18 protein-coding genes are annotated in these 20,269 nt (G+C 60.0%); 11 read left to right on the forward strand and 7 right to left on the reverse strand.

The genetic code is table 11. From position 1 onward, the window contains the following. The first annotated feature begins 7 nt into the window (after positions 1 to 7). The 7 genes from BLW21_RS03665 to BLW21_RS03695 all read left to right on the forward strand — a co-directional run bounded on the left by BLW21_RS03665 (position 8) and on the right by BLW21_RS03695 (position 7,927). Entirely contained in the window at positions 8 to 958 is a 951-nt protein-coding gene (locus tag BLW21_RS03665) for a YihY/virulence factor BrkB family protein (protein WP_175470848.1), read from the forward strand. A gap of 228 nt (positions 959 to 1,186) precedes the next feature. Then, on the forward strand, positions 1,187 to 2,617 hold the full coding sequence (locus BLW21_RS03670; protein ID WP_092738040.1) for a DEAD/DEAH box helicase: 1,431 nt from the start codon (positions 1,187 to 1,189) through the stop codon (positions 2,615 to 2,617). Between the two features lie 260 nt (positions 2,618 to 2,877). Then, complete coding sequence (locus BLW21_RS03675; RefSeq protein ID WP_092738042.1) at positions 2,878 to 4,182, forward strand: sugar MFS transporter; 1,305 nt, start codon at positions 2,878 to 2,880, stop codon at positions 4,180 to 4,182. A 19-nt stretch (positions 4,183 to 4,201) separates the two neighbouring features. Continuing rightward, positions 4,202 to 4,531 carry a low molecular weight protein tyrosine phosphatase family protein gene (locus BLW21_RS03680; protein WP_092738044.1) on the forward strand — a complete coding sequence of 110 codons (330 nt, stop codon included), beginning with the start codon at positions 4,202 to 4,204 and terminating at the stop codon, positions 4,529 to 4,531. A gap of 58 nt (positions 4,532 to 4,589) precedes the next feature. Then, the gene (locus tag BLW21_RS03685) at positions 4,590 to 5,531 is read left to right on the forward strand and encodes a M90 family metallopeptidase (RefSeq protein ID WP_092738046.1); all 942 of its coding nucleotides are present in this window, start codon (positions 4,590 to 4,592) and stop codon (positions 5,529 to 5,531) included. A gap of 21 nt (positions 5,532 to 5,552) precedes the next feature. Further along, positions 5,553 to 6,032 (forward strand): SMI1/KNR4 family protein, encoded by a 480-nt coding sequence (locus BLW21_RS03690; RefSeq protein WP_092738048.1) that lies wholly within the window; start codon positions 5,553 to 5,555, stop codon positions 6,030 to 6,032. Positions 6,033 to 6,076: 44 nt separating this feature from the next. Beyond that, positions 6,077 to 7,927: a M2 family metallopeptidase gene (locus BLW21_RS03695; protein ID WP_092738050.1), complete on the forward strand. Its 1,851-nt coding sequence runs from the start codon at positions 6,077 to 6,079 to the stop codon at positions 7,925 to 7,927. A 162-nt stretch (positions 7,928 to 8,089) separates the two neighbouring features. Here the strand turns inward: BLW21_RS03695 and BLW21_RS03700 are convergent, their stop codons facing one another. The 4 genes from BLW21_RS03700 to recQ all read right to left on the reverse strand — a co-directional run bounded on the left by BLW21_RS03700 (position 8,090) and on the right by recQ (position 13,044). Continuing rightward, on the reverse strand, positions 8,090 to 8,812 hold the full coding sequence (locus BLW21_RS03700; protein WP_092738052.1) for a GAF domain-containing protein: 723 nt from the start codon (positions 8,810 to 8,812) through the stop codon (positions 8,090 to 8,092). Between the two features lie 9 nt (positions 8,813 to 8,821). Beyond that, positions 8,822 to 9,541 carry a pirin family protein gene (locus tag BLW21_RS03705; RefSeq protein WP_092738054.1) on the reverse strand — a complete coding sequence of 240 codons (720 nt, stop codon included), beginning with the start codon at positions 9,539 to 9,541 and terminating at the stop codon, positions 8,822 to 8,824. Between the two features lie 200 nt (positions 9,542 to 9,741). Next, complete coding sequence (locus BLW21_RS03710) at positions 9,742 to 10,560, reverse strand: LexA family transcriptional regulator (protein WP_092738056.1); 819 nt, start codon at positions 10,558 to 10,560, stop codon at positions 9,742 to 9,744. Positions 10,561 to 10,776: 216 nt separating this feature from the next. Next, positions 10,777 to 13,044: a DNA helicase RecQ gene (gene recQ, locus BLW21_RS03715; RefSeq protein ID WP_092738058.1), complete on the reverse strand. Its 2,268-nt coding sequence runs from the start codon at positions 13,042 to 13,044 to the stop codon at positions 10,777 to 10,779. Positions 13,045 to 13,199: 155 nt separating this feature from the next. Between recQ and BLW21_RS03720 the strand changes: the two genes are divergently transcribed. Next, positions 13,200 to 13,544 carry a four-helix bundle copper-binding protein gene (locus BLW21_RS03720; protein ID WP_092738060.1) on the forward strand — a complete coding sequence of 115 codons (345 nt, stop codon included), beginning with the start codon at positions 13,200 to 13,202 and terminating at the stop codon, positions 13,542 to 13,544. A gap of 310 nt (positions 13,545 to 13,854) precedes the next feature. Here BLW21_RS03720 and BLW21_RS03725 read toward each other — a convergent pair whose 3' ends face one another. The 3 genes from BLW21_RS03725 to BLW21_RS03735 all read right to left on the reverse strand — a co-directional run bounded on the left by BLW21_RS03725 (position 13,855) and on the right by BLW21_RS03735 (position 17,909). Then, complete coding sequence (locus BLW21_RS03725; protein ID WP_139255070.1) at positions 13,855 to 14,472, reverse strand: hypothetical protein; 618 nt, start codon at positions 14,470 to 14,472, stop codon at positions 13,855 to 13,857. Positions 14,473 to 14,678: 206 nt separating this feature from the next. Next, positions 14,679 to 16,550, reverse strand: coding sequence for an alpha-amylase family glycosyl hydrolase (locus tag BLW21_RS03730; protein ID WP_092738064.1), 1,872 nt, complete (start codon positions 16,548 to 16,550; stop codon positions 14,679 to 14,681). 180 nt (positions 16,551 to 16,730) lie between these two features. After that, a complete protein-coding gene (locus BLW21_RS03735; protein ID WP_092738066.1) occupies positions 16,731 to 17,909 on the reverse strand; it encodes a THUMP domain-containing class I SAM-dependent RNA methyltransferase in 1,179 nt (392 codons plus the stop codon). Positions 17,910 to 18,021: 112 nt separating this feature from the next. Here BLW21_RS03735 and BLW21_RS03740 point away from each other — a divergent pair, with 112 nt between their 5' ends. The 3 genes from BLW21_RS03740 to BLW21_RS03750 all read left to right on the forward strand — a co-directional run bounded on the left by BLW21_RS03740 (position 18,022) and on the right by BLW21_RS03750 (position 20,157). Further along, complete coding sequence (locus BLW21_RS03740; protein ID WP_092738068.1) at positions 18,022 to 18,531, forward strand: hypothetical protein; 510 nt, start codon at positions 18,022 to 18,024, stop codon at positions 18,529 to 18,531. A 36-nt stretch (positions 18,532 to 18,567) separates the two neighbouring features. Then, positions 18,568 to 18,984 (forward strand): DUF1810 domain-containing protein, encoded by a 417-nt coding sequence (locus BLW21_RS03745; RefSeq protein ID WP_092738070.1) that lies wholly within the window; start codon positions 18,568 to 18,570, stop codon positions 18,982 to 18,984. A 144-nt stretch (positions 18,985 to 19,128) separates the two neighbouring features. Continuing rightward, positions 19,129 to 20,157 (forward strand): hypothetical protein, encoded by a 1,029-nt coding sequence (locus tag BLW21_RS03750; RefSeq protein WP_092738072.1) that lies wholly within the window; start codon positions 19,129 to 19,131, stop codon positions 20,155 to 20,157. The last annotated feature ends 112 nt before the right edge of the window (positions 20,158 to 20,269 follow it).

Genomic DNA, 20,269 nt, shown 5'->3' on the forward strand with positions numbered 1-20,269 from the left:
TATCCTGATGACCCACCTTGCTTCGCCGCAACCGGCCCGCCAGCCCTTTTCCGTGTTTGTGCTGCTGCTGCGCCGGGCGGCCCGCGAATTTGGCAACCACGACCCACTGCGGCTGGGGGCGGCCACGGCCTTTTTCGCCACTTTCGCCCTGCCGCCCATCGTCATCATCCTCATTCAGGGGCTGGGCTACCTGTACTCGGCCTCGCAGGTGCGGGTGCTGCTGCTCACCAAACTCTCGCACCTGCTGGGCGCCTCGGCGGCCGGGCTCGTCGAGCAGATTCTGCGCAACGTGACCGACGTGCAGCGCAGCCGGCTGGTTACGTGGCTGGGCTTCGCGTTTCTACTCTTCATTGCCACTACCCTGTTCGGCGTTATTCAGCACTCACTCAACCAGATATGGCAGGTACGGGTGCGCCGCAGCACCGGCCAGCTGCGTACCGTGCTCAAAGAAAGGAGCCGTTCACTGGGGTTGCTGCTGGCCACGGGGTTGCTCTCGATCCTGGCCTTTCTGTCGGACGCGGCCCTGGGCTTTGTGGCCCACTACGCCGACTACTTCGATGCCAACTTCAGCAATTTCGTGCTGGAGTTGGGCAACCGGCTGTTTTCCTGGCTGATTCTGGTGGGCTGGTGCGGGGTAACGTTTCGTAACCTGAGTTCGGCCAAAGTACCGCGCAAGGCCGTCTGGCGCGGGGCCCTGCTCACGGGCAGCCTCATCAGCCTGGGCGAAAGCGTCCTGGGGCTGCTGCTGGTGCCGCGCAACCTGGGCCCCATCTACGGGCCGGCCTCCAGCATTGTGCTCGTGCTGCTGTTCGTGTTCTATTCGGCCATGATTTTCTACTTCGGCGCCTGCTTCACCAAGGCCTACGCCCAGCACGCGGGCCTCGATATCCGCCCCAAAAAATCGGCCGTCCGCTACAAACTGGTCGATGTGCTGGAGGAAGAGGTGGTTAGTGGTTAGTGGTTAGTGGTTAGTGGTTAGTGGTTAGTGGAAGGAACGTCATTCTGAGCGAAGGCGCAGCCGGAGTTGAAGAATCTCTACTGCTTCGTTGTAACAATTCAGACGAAGCGGTAGAGATTCTTCGACTCCGGCTGCGCCTTCGCTCAGAATGACGTTCCCTATAACTTCTAACCTCTAGCCCCTCTGCCCTCTCGCAAAGCCGTACCTTTGCTGATTGAATCTCTGATTATGACCCCGACCGAACCGACTACCCCCGTCACCTCGCCCGCCGCCGCCGCCGCTACTTTTGCCGACCTGGGCCTGGCGCCCGAGCTGCTGCAAGCCCTGGAAGAACTCCAGTTCCAGACCCCTACGCCTGTGCAGGAGCAGGTAGTGCCCATGGCCCTGGCCGGGCAAGACGTGGCCGGGCAGGCGCCCACCGGCTCGGGCAAAACGGCCGCCTACGGCCTGTCGGTGCTGCAATTGCTCGATTTAAAGCAGGATGCCGTGCAGGTGATTGTGCTGGTGCCGGCCCGCGAGCTGGCCCTGCAGGTGCGCGACGCGCTCAAGAAACTGGGCAAGTACCTGCCCAACCTGCGGGTGGCGGCCTTCTACGGCGGCCACGCATTCCGCGAAGAAACGGCCTCACTCACTCAGGCCCCGCACATTGTGGTGGCCACGCCCGGCCGTCTGCTCGACCACTTCGAGCGGCGCACCATTATTCCGAACCAGCTCAAAACGCTGATTCTCGACGAAGCCGACAAGCTGCTGGAGCTGGGTTTTCAGGATGAGCTGGTAGAAATCATCAAGCGCCTGCCCCGCCGCCGCCAGACCCTGCTGTTCTCGGCCACGATGTCGGACAAGGTGCTGGATTTGATTCGCAAGAACCTGACCCGGCCGCGCGTGGTAAACGCCGGCCAGGACACCGACGAGCTGCCCGAAAACCTGACGCTACTCGGCCATGTAGGCCCCATCGAGCAGAAGCCCGCCGCCCTGCTGCACCTGCTCAACCTACCCGAAACCGGCCGCGCCCTCATTTTCTGCAACACCCGCGACCGGTGCATGGAGCTGACCCGCTTTCTGGTGGGCCGCGGCGTGGCGGCCGAAGTGCTGCACGGCAAAATGCCCCAGCCCGAGCGCGACAAAGCCCTGCTCAAGCTGCGCAACGGCTCCAGCCAGGTGCTGGTAGCCACCGACGTAGCCGCCCGCGGTATCGACGTAACCCAGCTCGATACGGTGGTGCAGTACGACGCCCCCGATAAAGCCGACGGCTTCCAGCACCGGGCCGGCCGCACGGCCCGGGCCGGCGCGGCTGGTACGGCCCACCTGCTGGCCACCGAGAAGGAAAAGAACCATGTGAGCAAGTGGCCGGTGGCCGAGGGCATCGAATGGAAGCCGCTGCACGCACCCAAGCTGCCGCCGGCCGCCCCCAAGGCCCCGCGCCCCGAAAACATAACCCTGCACGTATCGGCCGGCAAGAAGGATAAAGTAAGCGCCCACGACTTAGTAGGTGCCTTCGTGAACGTGGGCGGCGTGGCCCGCGACGAGGTAGGCCACATCGAAGTATTCGACTACTATAGCTACGTGGCCGTGCCCCGCGAGCAGGCCCAGCTGGTGGCCGAGCGCCTGGCCGGCACCAAGGTAAAGGGCCGCAAGGTGCGCGTCTCGATAGTGGCTTAGCGCCGGTCGGCGCCGCTGCTTTCCACTCGTTTTTTTCGCCCGCGCAATTCCCTTTTGGGCCGTTGCGCGGGCGAAGTCGTTTTGGGGTAACTGGGTTGCTACCGAACGCCGGAGCAATGCTCTATTTGCCAACAGTAGTTCTGCAGCATGCTACATAGGCGCATGTAGCTGGTATTCGCCCGGAACCTGCTACTTTGCTAAGCGGAGCCGTGCGTACGGTTCTGCCACTGAATCGCCCACCTTTCCCGCCGTTGCTGCTTATGGCCGCCCCGATATCCTCCGTCCCGCTTCCTGCCGCCGCCCAAACCGCACCCGGAACCGAAACACCCAACTACACCCCCGCCCTAGCTTCGCTGACGGTGCTGTTCTTCATGATGGGCTTTGTCACGGTTCTCAACGACATCCTGATTCCTTATCTGAAAGGGTTGTTCACGCTGAGCTACACCGAAGTAGGTATGGTAAATTTCTGCTTTTTTGGGGCCTATCTGTTGATAGGTGTACCAGCTGGAATACTTGTAAGGAAAGTCGGTTATAAGAATGGAATGCTGGTGGGTTTTTTGGTAGCAGCTTTGGGAGCTTTCCTATTTTTCCCGGCTGCTGAAGGGCGCACCTTTCCACTTTTTCTAGGTGCACTTTTTATACTGGCGAGCGGGATTGTAACTCTGCAAGTCGCTGGTAATCCTTACGTCGCTATTCTTGGTCCACCAGAGTCCGCTTCGGCTCGTCTAACCCTGACGCAAGCTTTTAATTCCCTGGCAACAGCATTCGGCCCTTATGTTGGCACCAAGCTCATCTTATCCCGTTTACCCGACCCCAAAACAATGACGCCGGCCCAGGCGGCAGTTCTTGATGTTACTCCGGTTCAGAACTTGTACTTGGTTGTTGGTGGCATAATGCTGCTGATTAGCATAATCCTGTTTTTCGTCAAACTTCCTCGTATCGCTCAGGAATCAGCTCCTGTAGGCGACACAAGCCGAGCTTGGCATCACCGGCATTTGCTGCTGGGCTTATTAGGCATTTTTACTTACGTAGGTGCCGAAGTAGCTATCGGCTCTCATATTGTGAGTTATTTAAATCAAACTGAGGTCATGAATCTTACTGCTGAAATAGCAGGCTATTGGGTTATGGCCTATTGGGGAGGTGCTGCCATCGGACGCTTTCTCGGAACGATAATCATGCGCTCCATTAGACCAAGCTTGCTTTTATCCTTTAATGCCGTGGGCGCAATAGCATTACTTCTAATCTCAGTTAGCTCCACTGGCGAACTAGCCATGTATAGCTTACTGGCCGTGGGGCTTATGAACTCCATCATGTTCCCGGTAATATTCACGCTGGCGGTGACGGGACTAGGCCGTCATACCGAAGATGCTTCGGGCCTGCTTTCCGCCTCCATTGTGGGTGGAGCTATCATTCCATTGTTCTTTGGGCTGATTGCCGACAGCACCCTGGGCGGCGGCGGCGTTCAGGCCCTGCGCTGGGCTTTCGTGCTGCCGGTGCTATGCTACGCTTACATTGCATGGTACGGGATGAAAGGCTACCGGCCTGCTGCCATAACTGGCGTCTGACTGTTAAATCATCTAGCTGATGAAACTCCTGTTCATCTGCAGCCAGAACCGCTGGCGAAGCCTGACGGCCGAGCGGCTGTTTGAGCAGCACCCGAACTGTGAGGCCCGCTCGGCGGGCACCGAGCCCGGGGCCAGGGTGCGCGTAACGGCCGGCCACCTGGGCTGGGCCGATGTAGTGCTGGTGATGGAGCGCCGCCACACCGATATCCTACGCCAGAAGTTCGGCCCCGAACTGGAGGGCAAGCGCGTCATCAACCTGCGCATCCCCGACAAATTTCAGTTGATGAGCCCGTTGCTGGTGGATTTGCTGCGGGAGCGGCTGCGCGAACACCTGGCCGTGGAAGTATAGGCACCGAGCCGCTAAACGACTGGCCAACCCTGAACGCTGGCCGGCCGTTTAGCGACTCATGAATTATCTGTTCTTTCTTGCCTTGTTGGCCCTGGTAGGCTTCTTTTTCTACCGCTACCTCACCCAGGATACCCGCCTGAAAAAAGCCGCCCTGGCCCGGGAGTTTCCGGCCGCCTGGCGGCTGGTACTCAGCGAGCGGGTAGCCTTTTACCTCTCGCTCACCGAAGGTGACCGAAAGCGTTTCGAGCAGCGCGTGCAGCTGTTCATGGCCCAGACCCGTATTACGGGCGTGCAAACCGAGCTCGACGATGCCACCCGGCTGCTGGTAGCAGCTTCGGCCATTATCCCGGTGTTCGGCTTTCCCGACTGGGAGTACGGCAACCTGAGCGAGGTACTGGTAGTACCCGATGCCTGGACCCAGCAGCGCGACCCGAACAGAGAGTACGTAGGCCTCGAAGGCACGCTGCTCGGTAGTGTGCAGGGTTTCCAGACTTCCCACTACATGCGCCTCTCCAAAACGTCGTTGGAGCGCGGTTTCCAGGATGCACTGGACAAGCAGAACGTGGGCATCCACGAGTTTGCCCATTTGCTCGACGAGGCCGACGGGGTAATTGACGGCATCCCTGCCGCGACGCTGCCGGCCGAGTTACGCCCTGAGTGGGAGGCCGTGATGCAGCGCGAAATCGAGGCTATCCGGGCTGGCAACTCCGAAATCAACGACTACGCGGGCACCAATGAGGCCGAATTTTTTGCCGTCGTGACGGAGTATTTCTTCGAGAAGCCCGAGAAGCTGCAGCAGCACCATCCGGAGCTGTACGCCCTGCTGCTGCGGGCCTTCCGCCAAAACCCCAAAAAACGCTTTCTGCGCCGCGCCACCGACCCACGCGAGTGGCTTAAAACTATGCGCAGCCGCCGCAAATTCGGCCGGAATTCGCCCTGTCCCTGTGGCAGCGGCAAGAAGTATAAGGACTGCCATTTAGGCCAGGAGGCAGCCGTTTAATTCTTTATTAACAGCTACTATATGGCTATCGACCTCCACGCTTTTTGGGATACCAACAACCCCAAAAATCCGCCACTGACCGACGAGATGGTACGTACCGCGGAGAAGCTGCTGGATGTGCAACTGCCGCCACTGCTGGTAACACTGTTGCGGCTGCAGAACGGCGGCTCGACCAACACCTTCGACTTTCCCATGCCTCAAGCTCCCTGGAGGGAGAACCGCATAAGAATGCACGGGCTATTCGGCATTGTAACTGATGAAGGCCTGCAATCGAACCTGAACATCCTTGATACGCCTTACATGACCGAGGAATGGGACCTGCCCGAGCGGCAAGTGCTGTTATGGGGCGAAGGCCACTGGTGGGTCACGCTCGACTACCGCACCAGCCCAGAGCCTGCTGTCCTGTGGATTGATGCCGATGACGCGGTTGAAATGCTGATTGCACCCAGTTTCGAGGCTTTTTACAACGCATTAGTTCCTGCTGCTCCTATGGAGGGATAAGTCCGGCTCGACGGAATTAACTTGAATGGGACTAATTTGTGGTGATGAAAAGAATCTTTCTCCCCGTTTTCACTGCCGCCGCGCTACTCACGGCCTGCGCCCCTACTGCCCAGGTTCCGGTAGCCACCACGCCGCCCCCGGCCGAGCAGCCCGCCGTGGCCGCTGCGCCCAACTGGACGGCGCTGGCCGAAACCTACCTCGACTATTATTCGGGTGAATATCAGCGCCTCTATACGGCTTCGGCTGAGGCCGAGTGGCGCTCCAACACCCACATCGTGGCCGGCGACACGACCAACGCCGGCGCCACGGCCCGCGCCAACGAGCGGATGGCCGCTTTCACTGGCTCCTCGGAAAATATTACCCGCCTGCGCCAACTGCTAGAGCACAAGAGCGAGCTGACCGAACTGCAAGTGAAGCAGCTCGAAGCCGCCCTCTACAACGCCGCCAACTCGCCCCAAACCATTGCCGATGTGGTGAAAGCCCGCATCAAGGCCGAAACTCAGCAGACCGAAAAGCTCTACGGCTTCGACTATAAGTATCAGGGCAAATCGGTAACCACCAACGACCTCGATGAGCTGCTGCGCAAGGAGAAGAACCCGGTCCGGCGGCAGCAACTCTGGGAAGCCAGCAAGGAAATCGGGCCGACGCTGAAAGGTGGCTTGCTGAACCTGCGCGACCTGCGCAACCAGACGGTGCAGGCCCTGGGATACCCCGATTACTTCACTTACCAGGCTTCCGATTACGGCCTGAACCGGCAGGAGATGATGACGCTGGTGCGCCAGCTTAATCAGGAACTGCGCCCGCTCTACCGCGAGCTGCACACCTACGCCCGCTACGAGCTGGCCAAGCAGTACGGCGTAAAGCAGGTGCCCGACTACCTGCCTGCATCCTGGCTGCCCAACCGCTGGGGCCAGGACTGGAGCAGCATGGTGGACGTAAAGGGCCTGAACCTCGACCCTGTGCTGGCTAAGAAAGGGGCCGAGTGGCAGGTGCAGCAGGCCGAGCGCTTCTACCAAAGCCTAAGCTTCCCGGCCCTACCGGCTTCGTTCTACGAGAAGTCCAGCCTGTATCCGCTGTCTAAGGGGGCCGATTACAAAAAGAACAACCATGCCTCGGCCTGGCACATGAACTTGGAGCAGGACGTGCGCAGCCTGATGAGCGTGGAGCCCAACACCGAGTGGTACGAAACCACGCACCACGAGCTGGGCCACATTTACTACTACCTCAGCTACACCAACCCCGAAGTACCGGTGCTACTGCGCGGCGGCGCCAACCGGGCCTACCACGAGGCCATGGGCTCCCTGATGGGCCTGGCGGCTCGCCAGAAGCCCTTTTTGGCTGGTCTGGGGTTGATTGACCCCAAGGTAAAAACCGATGAGATGCAGTCGTTGCTGAAAGAAGCGCTGGGCTCGGTGGTGTTTATTCCGTTTGCTTCGGGCGTGATGAGCGAGTGGGAAAACAGCTTCTACGCCGATAACCTGCCCGCCGACCAGCTCAACGCCCGCTGGTGGGAGCTGGCCAAGCAGTACCAGGGCATCGTGCCGCCGAGCACCCGCGGTGAGCAGTTCCTCGATCCGGCCACCAAAACGCACATCAACGACGACCCGGCCCAGTACTACGATTATGCCCTGAGCTACATCATCCTGTTCCAGCTCCACGACCACATTGCCAAGCAGATTCTGCATCAGGACCCGCACGCTACCAACTACTACGGCAACAAGGAAGTCGGCACCTTCCTGGCCGACATCATGCGGCCCGGCGCGAGCAAGGACTGGCGCACGGTGCTCAAGGAGAAAACCGGCGAAGACCTCTCGGCTCGCGCTATGGTCGAATATTTTCAGCCCCTGATGGCCTATTTGAAAGAAAAAAACAAAGGCCGCAAGTACACGATGTAATTACCGCGAGCCAACCCTAATGCTGGTTGCTGGGGCAGAACTGCCAAAAAGCAAACCGACAGCATGCAGTTGTCACGCCCTAATTGGCCATATTCGCTGAGTAAAAAAAGAGAGCCGTCCCAATCAGGGCGACTCTCTTTTTTACTGACGTACACCCATTGATCAGGAGGCACCCAACAATGCTTCCAACCGGCGTTCCAACACCTTGGTCACTCCGGCAACACGGCGCATAACGAGGTCGTGAATTTCAGAGTCATCGAGGTTGAGGCCCTGGTTGCGGGCCGCAAGGTAGCGCACGAGCGTAGCGTTGTCCTCGAGGGTGGCGGCCAGCTCGCGCTGGGCGGCTTCCCAACCAGCAGGTTGCTGGGCATGCAGGTACTGAAACCGCAGTTCAATAGTGCTGCTAACCAGCCCGGCAAGCTGCTCCAAAACCTGCTCCTCCGGTCCCGACAATATGCGGTACTCGCGCCCGATAACGGCCATCATACCAATACGGGAGTTATCGGGCGGCATCCGCAGGGCCGAACCGGCATAAAAGTTCAGCCCCATCTGCTGAGCCACATCAGGATTAATGAGTCGGCAACTGTCGGGCGAGTAGTCGGAGGTGATGATGGGCTCATCGACCAGAATGGCTGCCGAGCACAGGCTGGCGTTACGCGGCAGACTGGTAATGCCCTCAACCCCGGCCACTGCCTTAAACCAGACCTGCTTCTCATCGACCAGCGAAATAATGGCAATCGGAGTGCTGAACAACTGCGCCGCCCAGGTTACATAATCGTCGAAAATGGGCTCGGGCGAGGTATTGGCAATCTGGTAAAGGTGCAACGCCCGTAGCCGGTCGGCCTCGGCGGCCGGAATCAGGCTTTCGGGAAAGGAAATGCTCATGCAATAGGGTTAATAGTTGGCCGGAGTAGCCGGCAGATCAAGCAGCACAAACCGTGCATCAGCCGTGGCCCGAATTTCCAGCACGTGCTCGTCGGTGGCCCGTAGCTGGTCGCTGGTACCCACGTCGAGGCCGTTCACGAAAATCTGCCCTTCGAGTACATAGATGAAGGTGTTGCGAATGGGAAAGGTTTTGAAGCGGACTGTTTCGTCGGCGTCGAGGTTGCACCAGTAAATGGTGCTGTTGGAATTGACGTACAGCAGATCTTCGAGCACCTTCTGGCCCGAGGCTACTGGAATTAGTTTGTTGCTGGTACCAAACAGGCTGACGTCCTTCTGCTCGTAGCAGGGTGCCAGCCCTTTCTGGCTTGGCATCAGCCAGATCTGGTAGATATGGGTGGGCGTGTCGGTGGCGTTCATCTCGGCGTGGGCCAGGCCCGTGCCGGCCGTAATGCGTTGCGCATCGCCTTTCTTGATGGAACCGCGGTTGCCCACCGTATCATCGTGTTGCAGTTCGCCGTCGAGTACCAGCGTCACAATCTCCATCTCGGAGCGAGGCTGTTGCGGGTAGCCGCCTTTGCCCTGGATTGTGGCGTCGTTGAACGCCCGTAGTGGGCCGAAGTGCTCGTTGTCGGGGTCGTTGTAATCAGCAAAGCTCAGCAGGTAATAGCTGCTGAGCCAGTTGGTGGGCGTAGCGTGGTAGCGGTCGGTGGCAGGAATCAGTTTCAACATCGGGAAAGAGAACACAAGTGAATACTGCCCCGATTTACGCAGCCGGCCCCCGGAAGTTAGGCAACCTACTTATCAAGATCCGGCCCTGCTACCGCTGAAAGTAGCAGGGCCGGGAAAATGAACTCTCTAAAGCTTCGCTGGTCCTTGTTGAACCACTTGTGAGCAACTGCCCTTCCGCCTAAGATAAGGCGACAGTTACCCTATACTTTCTTCATCGTGCTCACCTGCTGCTGCAAATCAAGCACAATACTGGCCAAACGGCTCAACGAGAGGTCGGCAATAGGGAAAGTACTGCTGATATAGGCCTTCGCCTCCCAGATTTCCACCACGTCCTCTACGTCGATTTCGTAGGGTGAGTAAAGCGGATTATCAGAATGCAACGCCAGCATGGCATTGTCTTTCAGGCGGTTGAATACACGCTTGAACACAATTCCCTCCTTGCTGCTAACGATGATGCAGGGCGTACCGTCCTTGAGGTTGAGCCAGTCATCGACGTAGCGGCCCACGATAACGGTGCCACTGGCAATGGGCAGCATCGAGTCGCCGGCAATTTCAAAAGCCCGGAAAGTGCCCGAACTACCCAGCATGGGCAGGCGGAACTTGGGCAGCTCCTCCAGGTACTCGGGGTCGGCGTAGCCATTGAGGTAGCCGGCAGCAGCCTTTTGGGGCACCAGCTCAATGTTCTCGTTCTGCTCCCGGTCGACGGTGAGAGCGAGGATGCGCAGCTTGCCACCGCCCGCGTGCACGGCACTGGTATCGGTGGCCGCCATCTGGGCATTTTGGGCCTGCAGCTGGGCGGCAGCTTTGGCGTTTTTCCGCTTACTAAAGTCGGTGGTTACCAGCGCATCGAGCGTGATGCCGAACAGGCGGGCCATGTTTACGAGCGTGGCCAGCTTGGGCTCGGCACGGCCCTCCTCATAGGCGCCCACCAACGAACGTTTGATACCCAGCTTTTCGGCCATCTGGGCCTGGGTAAGACTCAGTTCGCGCCGCCAGAATTTGAGGTTGGTGTTGATCATAACGCAGGGAGAGCCGGGGAAACGGGACGAAAAGGGCAAGTATGGACCGGCTCACGAAGATAGGAACTCCGTTACGATAATACTAATTCAATTAGCCGAAAAATTTACTAAAATTTTTGCGATGCGCCACCAGTTGCCGGTCCATGAAGCCCGACACTACCGGGCGCCGCCAAACCAGCTTACCAGAGCCCAAACCACAACTCCACACTTGCCTATTTATTCGCCGCGCTGGCGCCGGAAGTACTGCTGGGCCAGCCGCAGCCGGAAATAGTCGTAGTCTTCGCGCAGGTGGTCGAACAGGTCACGCAACAGCGGCTGGCCGCCGAGCTGAGCCACGGCGGTCTGGATGTTGGCCAAGTCCCGGGGCGTCAGAAAATCTTCCAGCCGCAGCTCGGCACCATTGGTATACAACGTACCCAGGTGGCTCTGCACGGTACTCAGGGCTAAGCCCCGGCGCTCGGCAATGGCCTCGGGGCTCAGGCCCATGCGGTGAAGTTGGAAGGTGGTATCGATAGTCGAGCCGGCCTCGGTGTTCACCTCCTTTTTGCTTGCTTCTCTTTTGCGCGGCGCCCGGGCCGACGCGGCATCGTCGGGGTCGAGGCCGGCGGGCAGCTCATCATCGAACTCGGCCTGGGCGGCGGGGTTGCCGCCGTGGGTCATTACCTCCCGGATAAACGCTTCGCCGTAGGTATCGAACTTCTTCATCCCGACCCCCGAAATGCCCAGCATGGCCACCCGGTTGACGGGCCGCTCGGCGGCCATTTCCGTGAGCGTGGCATCGGTGAAGATAACGTAGGGCGGCACGCCCTGCTCGTCGGCGATGCGCTTGCGCAGGGCGCGCAGGGCCTCGAACAGCTGCGCCTCGCGCGAGGTGGGCGCAGCCGCCGAAGCAGCGGCGGCTTTGCGCCCCCGGGGCTTCTTTTCGGCCTTCTCGGCGGGCTGAAACTTCTTCATCGACACCGGCCGCTGGCCCTGGAGCACTTCCCGGCCCAGGTCCGTGATTTTCAGCGCGTAGCCTTCCTCGTAGGCAATGTACACCAGCCCGTCGTTGAGCATCTGGTGGACGTAGCTGTACCAGTCGAGGTAGGGCAGGTCGCGGCCGGCACCGTAGGTTTTAATCTGGTCGAAGCCCCCGCTGAGCACGGCCTGGTTGCGCATGCCGCGCAGCACGTCGATCAGCAAACTGATGCTGAGCCGCTCGCGGCCCCGCACCAGGGCCGAGAGGGCCTTCTGGGCTATTTCGGTGCCGTCGAAGGTGGTGGGTGGGTTGCGGCAGATGTCGCAGTTGCCGCAGTCGTGGGGCAGGGTTTCGCCGAAGTAGTTGAGCAGCACGCGGCGGCGGCAGCCGGCGGCCTCGGCAAACTGCTGCATGCGCTCCAGCTTGGTAAGGTTAAGCTGCGTGAGCTGCGGGTTTTCTTTGGTGAGCATGTCGCGCAGGCTCATCACGTCGCCGAACGAATAGAACAGCAGGGCCGTGGCGGGCGTGCCGTCGCGGCCGGCGCGGCCGATTTCCTGGTAGTAGCCCTCGATGTTTTTGGGCAGGTTGTAATGAATCACCCAGCGCACGTTGCTCTTATCGATGCCCATGCCGAAGGCGATGGTGGCCACAATCACCTGCAAATCGTCCTTCAAAAACCCTTCCTGCACCGCGCTGCGCTGGTTGGGCGTGAGCCCGGCGTGGTAGTAGCCGGCCTTGATGCCCTTGGCCTGGATTTTCTGGGCCAGCGTTTCGCACTGCTTGCGGCTCAGGCAGTAAATGATGCCCGCCTCGCCTTGGTGGCGCTCCAGAAACTCCAGAATGCCTCCTACCCTATCCTGTCCGGGCCGCACGATGAGGTTGAGGTTGGGCCGGTCGAAGCTCGACAGGAAAACTTTCGGCTTGTTCAGGCGCAGCTGCTGCTGAATGTCGCGGCGGGTGAGGCGGTCGGCGGTGGCCGTGAGGGCGATAATGGGCACCTGCGGAAACTGCTCGCGCAGCACCCGCAGCTGGGTGTACTCGGGCCGGAAATCGTGGCCCCAGGAGCTGATGCAGTGGGCTTCGTCGATGGCAAACATGCTCACCCGCAGGCGCTTCAGAAAGGCCATAAAGCCGTCGGAGAGCAGCTTTTCGGGGCTCACGTAGAGCAGCTTGAGGTGGCCGTTGAGGCAGTCGGCGGCAATGTTGCTGGCCTCGCTGCTGCCAATGCTGGAGTTGATGTAGGCGGCCGGAATACCGTTGGCTTTCAGCGCTTCCACCTGGTCTTTCATCAGGGCAATGAGCGGCGAGACGACGATGCAGACGCCCTCCTGCACCACGGCCGGCACCTGGAAGCAGATGCTTTTGCCGCCCCCGGTGGGCATGAGCACCACCGTATCCTGCCCCCCCATAATGTTGCGGATAATGTCCTCCTGCATCGGCCGGAACGCGTCGTAGCCGTAGTATTTCTTCAGGACGAGGCGGGCGGATTCGATGGTTGGGGCGAGGGGTTCGGCGGCGAATAACATAGCGTAAAGGTAAGGTAAATGGCGGCGGGGCAACAGGTGAAGATAACCCCCGGATAGCGGGAATCGTGCACGAAGCCCCCCGAATCGTGCACGGCCAACCGGAGTGGACTCGCGTACAAGAGGCTACAATTCGTTTAATTTATTCCCTTTTTCCTATGAACCAGCCCAACAGCTCCGCCACCCAGAACCAGCAAGTCCTCGACGCCCTCGCCCGCTGCATTGCCGCCTGCGAAATGTGCGCCACCGCCTGCCTGCACGAAGACGATATTAAGATGATGGTGCCCTGCATCCGCCTCGACCGCGACTGCGCCGACATCTGCCGCCTCACCCACGCGTTCATTGCCCGCGGCTCCGACCACGCCCAGCACGTGCTGAAGGAGTGCATCGAAATCTGCCAGAAGTGCGCCGACGAGTGCGGCCAGCACCAGCATGAGCACTGCCAGCAGTGCGCCGAAGCCTGCCGCGCCTGCGTAGAGGCTTGCAAAGCTTACCAGAAGTAAGACCGGAGCACGCGAAAGGCAACCGTATACACGCCCCAGCGGGGCGGTATGTTGGTAGCATAGAGCCACCCAGTCAGTACCAGAGCCCCGGCGGGGCGACACAAATTGTTCAATTGTTTGTGTCGCCCCGCCGGGGCTCTGATGTTTTTTGGTCTCTGTCGGCTACCGATATGCCGCCCCACCGGGGCCCAATGGGGGCGCAGGGTTTTTACGGCTCGTTTTACTTGCCCGGTTCCAGCACCACGGTCATTTTGGCGGGCGGCGGCGGCAATTCTAAGCGCATCGTCGTTCACTCAGCTACCAACCGGCTTCACCGAATAATTTCCATTCCGCTCTGCTGCAGCATGAGGTCTAGGCGGTAGTCGTAGCTGCCATCAGGCTGCTTGGGGCCACGCTCCAGCTTGGCGTTACCCTGCCAGCGCAAAACCTCTCCGCCATTGGGAGGCACTGCATAAAACGTTTGGCTGGGGTCGGAAGGCACAATATGGCGACGAGTAGCATGGGTAGCGTCGAAGTCGCCGACCCACTGCTTGTAGTTGTAGCTGTAGTAGTCGTTGTGGACCTCGTACGGGGCAAGAGGGCCTGTTTGCTTGATGTTGAACCAATAAAACAACGGCGATACTTCGGGTAAGTGAAGGCGAATGGGAATGGCTTCAGGACGATTCGGACCAAAAATAATACTGGTCCCGAACGATTCCCTAGCTACCAGTGTGAGCTGACCAGCCGCGTCGGAGCGCAGCTCCCGTAGGGGGTAGCCCTGTTTCCAGACAACGACCCGTTGCGGAGGCAACGGCTGGCCAGCAGTATCGAGCAGCGTCAGGTGTAGGGTGTATCTGATGGAACGCTGGCCCAGGGAAAACGCCCACAGGGCTCCGGTAGTCGCCGCTACCACCAAGCAGCCTACCACGATGGCAATAATTTTCAGCATAGCCAGCAAGACTTTTTGAGTGTGTATGCAAGATATGTCAACGCTTTGCGGCACTTGGCAGTCCGGATGACTTCTGCTTATAACAGCCCTTACCAATCAGCTGATAACTACTGCAACCCGCTACTTGCCTCCGTTGCCGGCCCGTGAATTAATTCCCGAAATCTGCTATTATGGTGGCTTCCGGCTTTGAACTTATTGGCCGTTAGTTACTTTGTCAGCTCCAGCACTACGGCCGTTTTGGCGGGCAATTGCAGCGTGCTCAGGTCGGCCAGTTGCTCGCCCGTTAGCACGTTTTTGGCTTTGCTGAAGCCGCTCATGCGCTCGGTGAAGCGGGCGGTGGGCAGGCTGGCTGGCTTATCGGTGGTGTTGGTGGCCACCATGACGGTGCCGGCGGCATCGTAGCGGAAGTACACGTAGAGGCCGTTTTCGGGCAGGTACTGCATCAGTTGGCCCGAGCTAAGCGTGGGATGGTCGCGGCGGTAGGTGGCCAGGGTACGCACAAAATTGAAGGCATCGTTTTCGACCTCCGTGCGGCCGGCGGCGGTGAACTTGTTGTCCTTGTCGCCGGGGAAACCGCCGGGGAAGTCGCGCCGCACTTCGGCATCCGAGGGGTCCTTGTAGTTCTTCATCAGGATTTCGGTGCCGTAGTAGATGCTCGGGATGCCGCGGGTGGTCAGCATCCAGGTCAGGCCCAGCTTGAACTTGGCCACGTCCTCCCCTACTTCCGAGAGGAAACGGTTGTGGTCGTGGTTGTCGAGGAAGGTGACGAGCTTGGTGGGGTCCTGGTACACGCCGTCGAGGGCCAGGGCCTGATACACGCGCTGGGCACCGTTGTCCCAGCCGGTGGCGGCAGGCGTACCTACCTCCTTCAGGCCAGCTAGCATGCCGCTTTCGAGCACGAAATCGAGGCCGCCGGGCTGGTTGGATTTGAAGGGAAAATCCATCTTGTTGCGCACGTAATAAGCCTGGTCCACCACGTTGTTCACCGACGACTCGCCGAAGATGTGGATGTTGGGATACTGGGCCAGCAGCGCCGCGTTGCAACGGTTCATGAAGGGCTGGTCGTTGTACATATAGGTGTCAATCCGCCAGGCATCCACCCCAAACATTTCCACCGACCACAGCGCGTGCTGAATCAGGAAGTTGGCCACATACGGGTTCTGTTGGTTGAGGTCGGGCAGGAAGGGCACGAACCAGCCGTCGGTGGTCACGAGCCGGTCGATTTTGGCCGAGTGCGGGTCGGTGATGGGCTGCTGGCGGTAGCTGGTGTTGGTGTAGCTGGGCCACTGGTGCAGCCAGTCCTTCGAGGGCAAATCCTTGATAAACCAGTGGTTGATGCCCACGTGGTTGTACACGGCGTCCTGCACTACTTTCAGGCCCATGGCGTGGGCCTGCTGCACGAAACTGAGGTAGGCCGCATTGCCGCCCAGCCGCCGGTCCACGGCGTAATGGTCGGTGAAACCGTAGCCGTGGTAGGCCGAGCGCATGTTGCCGCCCTCGTCGGTGAGGGGCTGGTCGTTTTCGATAACCGGCGTAAACCAAACGGCCGTTACGCCCAGTTCTTTGAGGTAATCGAGGCGTTGGGCGGCTCCCTGCAGGTCGCCGCCGTGCCGCAGGAAGGGGTTGGCGCGGTCGGCGTTGGGGTCGGCCAGGTCCTTGAACTTATCGTTTTTCGGGTCGCCGTTCACGAACCGGTCGGGCATGGCCAGGTAAATCAGGTCAGCATCCGTCACGCCCTGGCCTTTGGGGCGGTTGTCGCGGGCCTTCAGCTCCCATTTCTGGGTGATGAGCTTGTTGCCCTTACGGCCCACCAGCCGCACCGTGCCGGGCTTGGCATCGGGTGCGATAGTCAGGTCGAGAAAAGTGTAGTTGGGGTTCTCGGTGGTGTGCGCTTCGGTGAGCGTAACGCCCGGGTAGCTGACCGAATACGTGAGCGTGCCGGCCTGCGGACCATACACGAGCAGCTGCACCTTGGGCTCCTGCATGCCCACCCACCAGTTGGTCGGGTTCACGCGGGTGATGGACTGGGCCGTGGTGAGCAGCGGCAGAAGGATCAATAGGAGCAGCAGCTTTTTCATGAGGTAAGATGGGGTATTTGCGCCTGATAGTGTTTCCCGCAGAGGCGTGTAGAGGTTTCCACAGAGGGACACAAAGGCTAGCACGATGTAGAGACGCATATTTGCGTCTCGTCGTTGCTGATGTAGACCGATGCGCACCGCCGTTCTACATCAGCAACGACGAGACGCAAATATGCGTCTCTACACCACCTTCCTGGTGCCGCGGTACAGCTCGTACTTGAGCAGGCGGCAGTCGATGGGGCCGTTGTAGAGCGGGATGCGGCGGCTGGCTTTGAGGCCCACGCGCTTGGCGGCCTCTAGGTTGCCGGTGAACAGGTAGGCGTCGTAGCCCTGGAAGCTGGTTTTAAGCGTGTCGCCGATGGTTTTGTAGAGCGCGTCCATCTCGGTTTCCTCCCCGATTCGCTCGCCGTAGGGCGGGTTGGTGAGCACGATGCCGGGCTCGGCGCGGGCAGGCGCGGCGGCATCCTTCACGTCGCGCACGCCCAGACGGATGAAGTCTTCGAGGTCGGCGGCGGCTATGTTTTCGCGGGCCAGCTCGATAAAGTCCCGGCTCAGGTCGGAGCCACCGATGTAGCACTGGGGCTCCTCCAGGCGCATCTGCCGGGCATCCATCTGCACGGTTTCCCAGAGCACGGCGTCGAAATCGGCCCAGTGCTCAAACCCGAACTTGCCCTGGTGGTACAGCCCCGGCGCGATGCGCTGGGCAATGAGGGCGGCCTCGGTGAGGATGGTGCCCGAACCGCACATGGGGTCGACGAGCGTCGTTTTGCCATCCCAGCCCGAGAGCAGCAGCAGGCCGGCGGCCAGGGCCTCATTGAGCGGGGCCACGTTGGTTTGCTGGCGGTAGCCGCGCTTGTGCAATGACTCGCCCGAGGCATCGAGGCTGAGTACCACCTCGTTTTCCAGCATGTGCAGATGCAGCCGGATATCGGGGTTGCGCACATCCACGTTGGGCCGCTCGCCGGTGCGGTTGCGGAACTGATCCACGATGGCGTCTTTGGTGAGCTGGGCCACGAACAGCGAGTGCTCCAGGTTGGATTTGTTGACGACGGCCGTAATGGCAAACGTCTGATCCTGGCGCAGGTACTTGCTCCAGTCGATGCGGCCCACCTCGCGGTACAGGGCTTTTTCGTCGGGGGCCGAGAAGCCGGCGAAGGGCCGCAGGATGCGCACGGCGGTGCGGCACCACAGGCAGGCTTCGTAGAGCAGCTGCTGGTTGCCGCTGAACTCGATGGCCCGCTGCCCCACCTTCTCGATTTTGGCGCCCAGGTCACGCAACTCCTGGGCCAGCACTTCTTCCAGCCCGAACTGGGTGGTGGCGGTCATGTAAAACGGTTCGGCGCGGCGGTTGGCAGACATAGGGTAGATTCAGGTGAAGCCGCAAAGGTCGGGAATCTGAGGCAAGCGTGTATCTTGGGGCAGCGGATGGTAAATATTGACCCGTGAAAACTGTTCAACTCATTCCGTGCTCATGCCACCCATCAAACAGTTAATCAGCATATTCATTCTGGCCATTCTACTCACGGCCTGCTCCGCTGAAGAAGTCAATACAACTAGCTCGGAACCACTGACCATTTCAGTCGAACTAGCAGATGGGCCGATGGAACGGCCACGCTACGGTGTAGCAATTAAGGCAACTCTGACGAACAACACAGCCGATACACTCCGCTATGGCACCCTATCATGTTCCTGGCAGGACACATATATATTAGACACAGAAGAACTACGCATTCAGGGAACGAGCTGCGACAAAAACATTCCGAAACTGGCAGCTATTCCACCCCGGGGAAAGGAGAAGAAAATAATGGTTTTAGTGACGGACAGAAGCGTAGAAAAATCGCCCGCTATCAGATTCCGCGTTGGCTTTCACTGGCTCAATGCCAGTAATTATCAAGAGGCTTTTGAAAAAATAGAACAGCTTCAGAATACAGGGATTAAGAATACAGAAAACATTGTATGGTCTAACCCGGTGGAATTTTGACAATAGGCCGGTAAGCAAATAAATAACGAAAGCGCTATGCCCACGCTCCAACGCTTCCTCGACGCTCAAAAGTCCACCTACGAAACGGCCCTGACGGAAATCCAAAGCGGCCGCAAGCGCAGCCATTGGATGTGGTTTATCTTCCCCCAGCTGCAGGGCCTGGGGCTGAGCGAAACGGCCCGGTTCTACGCCATTCGGGATGCCCGGGAAGCGGCTGCCTACCTGGCCCACCCGGTGCTGGGGCTGCGGCTGGAAACCATCAGCGGGGCGCTGCTGGCCCTGGATTCCGCCGACGCCACCCGCATCTTCGGCAGCCCCGACGATGTGAAGCTGCGCTCCTCCATGACGCTGTTTCGGGCCGTGCCGGGCGCGGCGGCGGTGTTTGGGGCAGTGCTGGAGCGGTTCTACGAAGGCCAACCCGACGCCAAGACGGTGGCGCTGTTGAACAAGTAGGCCCAGGAACGGCGCGAAACAACTGAGCGGCATCCGCCGGGCCAAATATGCCGGGCAGATGTCGTTCTTGCACCCGTAAAAGCCGCGCGGCACTTTGCGCTGGCCACCTGCCGCTCGTTTCCTGCTTTCCTCATCCTGCAAAATATGCCCCGGCCCGGTTTTCTGTTCGACCCCAGCAAGAACTCGCTGTTCTACCTGGTGCTGTTTATGACGTTTATCGTGCTGGGACTTACGGCCAGCGAGGCGCTGAGCGGGCGCTACTCTATCATTGGCAGCGTGGCCTCGTTTCTGGGGCTGTTTGTGGCTTTCCAGAGCTGGAAGGCGGCCGACGATGCGTCGCGCAACACCGACAAAGCCCTGACCCAGATGCACCAACTGGCCGAGGAAACCCGCCAGCTGGTGGAGCGCAGCACCACCGTGGAAGAGCAGATCAAGGCTGCTGTCGTTACCATCAGCGACGCCACGCGGGAGCTGTACCGTGGCTTCCAGCCCATTCTGCTGGCCATGCGCGACTTTCTGGAGGAATCGAAAGGCAGCGAGTACCTGGCCCTGATGACCGACTCGGCCGCCATCGGCACCTTTTACGCCCGTCATCACCGCCCCGAGCTCAATCAGCGCGAAATGCGCGCCCTCACCAACCAGATTCATGACCTGCTGCTGGCGCGGGCCCGCGACGCCCGCGAGTTTTACCTGGCCACGCTGGCCGCCGATACGCCGGCGGCCGACAACCAGCTGCCAACCCGCGACCAGTACGGCCGCCTCCACCACTTTGTGCAGGGCGTCTGGCAGCAGTTCCACCCCGAAGGGCCGGTATCGGGCGAGGTGTGGGAGGAGCACCGCGAGGAGCACCTGGCTACGCTGCGCCAGATAGAGGAGACATTTCAGACGCTTTCGGAGCACCCTCAGCAGCGCGCCGCCGGCCTCGGGCCGCACCAGCAGGTGCCGGTGCTGCCGCTGCAGCTTTTCCTGCGCTTCGACGCCGAAGCCCACGAGCCATTGCGGGCGCTGGTGGTGTTTTTGGGCCAGTACAACCTCGATAGAGTGGCCGAGGCCCGCGCCATGCAAACCACCGACCCCGAACTGGTACGTGCCTTCATCAGCATGTTCGAAAGCCTCACCAGCCTCGACGACAACGCCGCCTATCAGCAGCTGCGCCGGGAGTTCCCACTGTAAGCCGAAAAATCTGTTTGTTTGCGGCGGCCGCTCCCCCAACTCGGCGCCTCTTAGTAGGCCGCATGCCTGGGTACTGTGGCTGTACCTGGTGGCGCTTACTTTGGGCGGCATT

Source organism: Hymenobacter psychrophilus, from assembly GCF_900107135.1.
Lineage (GTDB): Bacteria > Bacteroidota > Bacteroidia > Cytophagales > Hymenobacteraceae > Hymenobacter > Hymenobacter psychrophilus.

Coding starts and splice junctions, on each gene's coding strand:
- BLW21_RS03665 (WP_175470848.1), top strand. CDS start 8: ATGACCCACCTTGCTTCGCCGCAACCGGCCCGCCAGCCCTTTTCCGTG.
- BLW21_RS03670 (WP_092738040.1), top strand. CDS start 1,187: ATGACCCCGACCGAACCGACTACCCCCGTCACCTCGCCCGCCGCCGCC.
- BLW21_RS03675 (WP_092738042.1), top strand. CDS start 2,878: ATGGCCGCCCCGATATCCTCCGTCCCGCTTCCTGCCGCCGCCCAAACC.
- BLW21_RS03680 (WP_092738044.1), top strand. CDS start 4,202: ATGAAACTCCTGTTCATCTGCAGCCAGAACCGCTGGCGAAGCCTGACG.
- BLW21_RS03685 (WP_092738046.1), top strand. CDS start 4,590: ATGAATTATCTGTTCTTTCTTGCCTTGTTGGCCCTGGTAGGCTTCTTT.
- BLW21_RS03690 (WP_092738048.1), top strand. CDS start 5,553: ATGGCTATCGACCTCCACGCTTTTTGGGATACCAACAACCCCAAAAAT.
- BLW21_RS03695 (WP_092738050.1), top strand. CDS start 6,077: ATGAAAAGAATCTTTCTCCCCGTTTTCACTGCCGCCGCGCTACTCACG.
- BLW21_RS03700 (WP_092738052.1), bottom strand. CDS start 8,812: ATGAGCATTTCCTTTCCCGAAAGCCTGATTCCGGCCGCCGAGGCCGAC.
- BLW21_RS03705 (WP_092738054.1), bottom strand. CDS start 9,541: ATGTTGAAACTGATTCCTGCCACCGACCGCTACCACGCTACGCCCACC.
- BLW21_RS03710 (WP_092738056.1), bottom strand. CDS start 10,560: ATGATCAACACCAACCTCAAATTCTGGCGGCGCGAACTGAGTCTTACC.
- recQ (WP_092738058.1), bottom strand. CDS start 13,044: ATGTTATTCGCCGCCGAACCCCTCGCCCCAACCATCGAATCCGCCCGC.
- BLW21_RS03720 (WP_092738060.1), top strand. CDS start 13,200: ATGAACCAGCCCAACAGCTCCGCCACCCAGAACCAGCAAGTCCTCGAC.
- BLW21_RS03725 (WP_139255070.1), bottom strand. CDS start 14,472: ATGCTGAAAATTATTGCCATCGTGGTAGGCTGCTTGGTGGTAGCGGCG.
- BLW21_RS03730 (WP_092738064.1), bottom strand. CDS start 16,550: ATGAAAAAGCTGCTGCTCCTATTGATCCTTCTGCCGCTGCTCACCACG.
- BLW21_RS03735 (WP_092738066.1), bottom strand. CDS start 17,909: ATGTCTGCCAACCGCCGCGCCGAACCGTTTTACATGACCGCCACCACC.
- BLW21_RS03740 (WP_092738068.1), top strand. CDS start 18,022: ATGCCACCCATCAAACAGTTAATCAGCATATTCATTCTGGCCATTCTA.
- BLW21_RS03745 (WP_092738070.1), top strand. CDS start 18,568: ATGCCCACGCTCCAACGCTTCCTCGACGCTCAAAAGTCCACCTACGAA.
- BLW21_RS03750 (WP_092738072.1), top strand. CDS start 19,129: ATGCCCCGGCCCGGTTTTCTGTTCGACCCCAGCAAGAACTCGCTGTTC.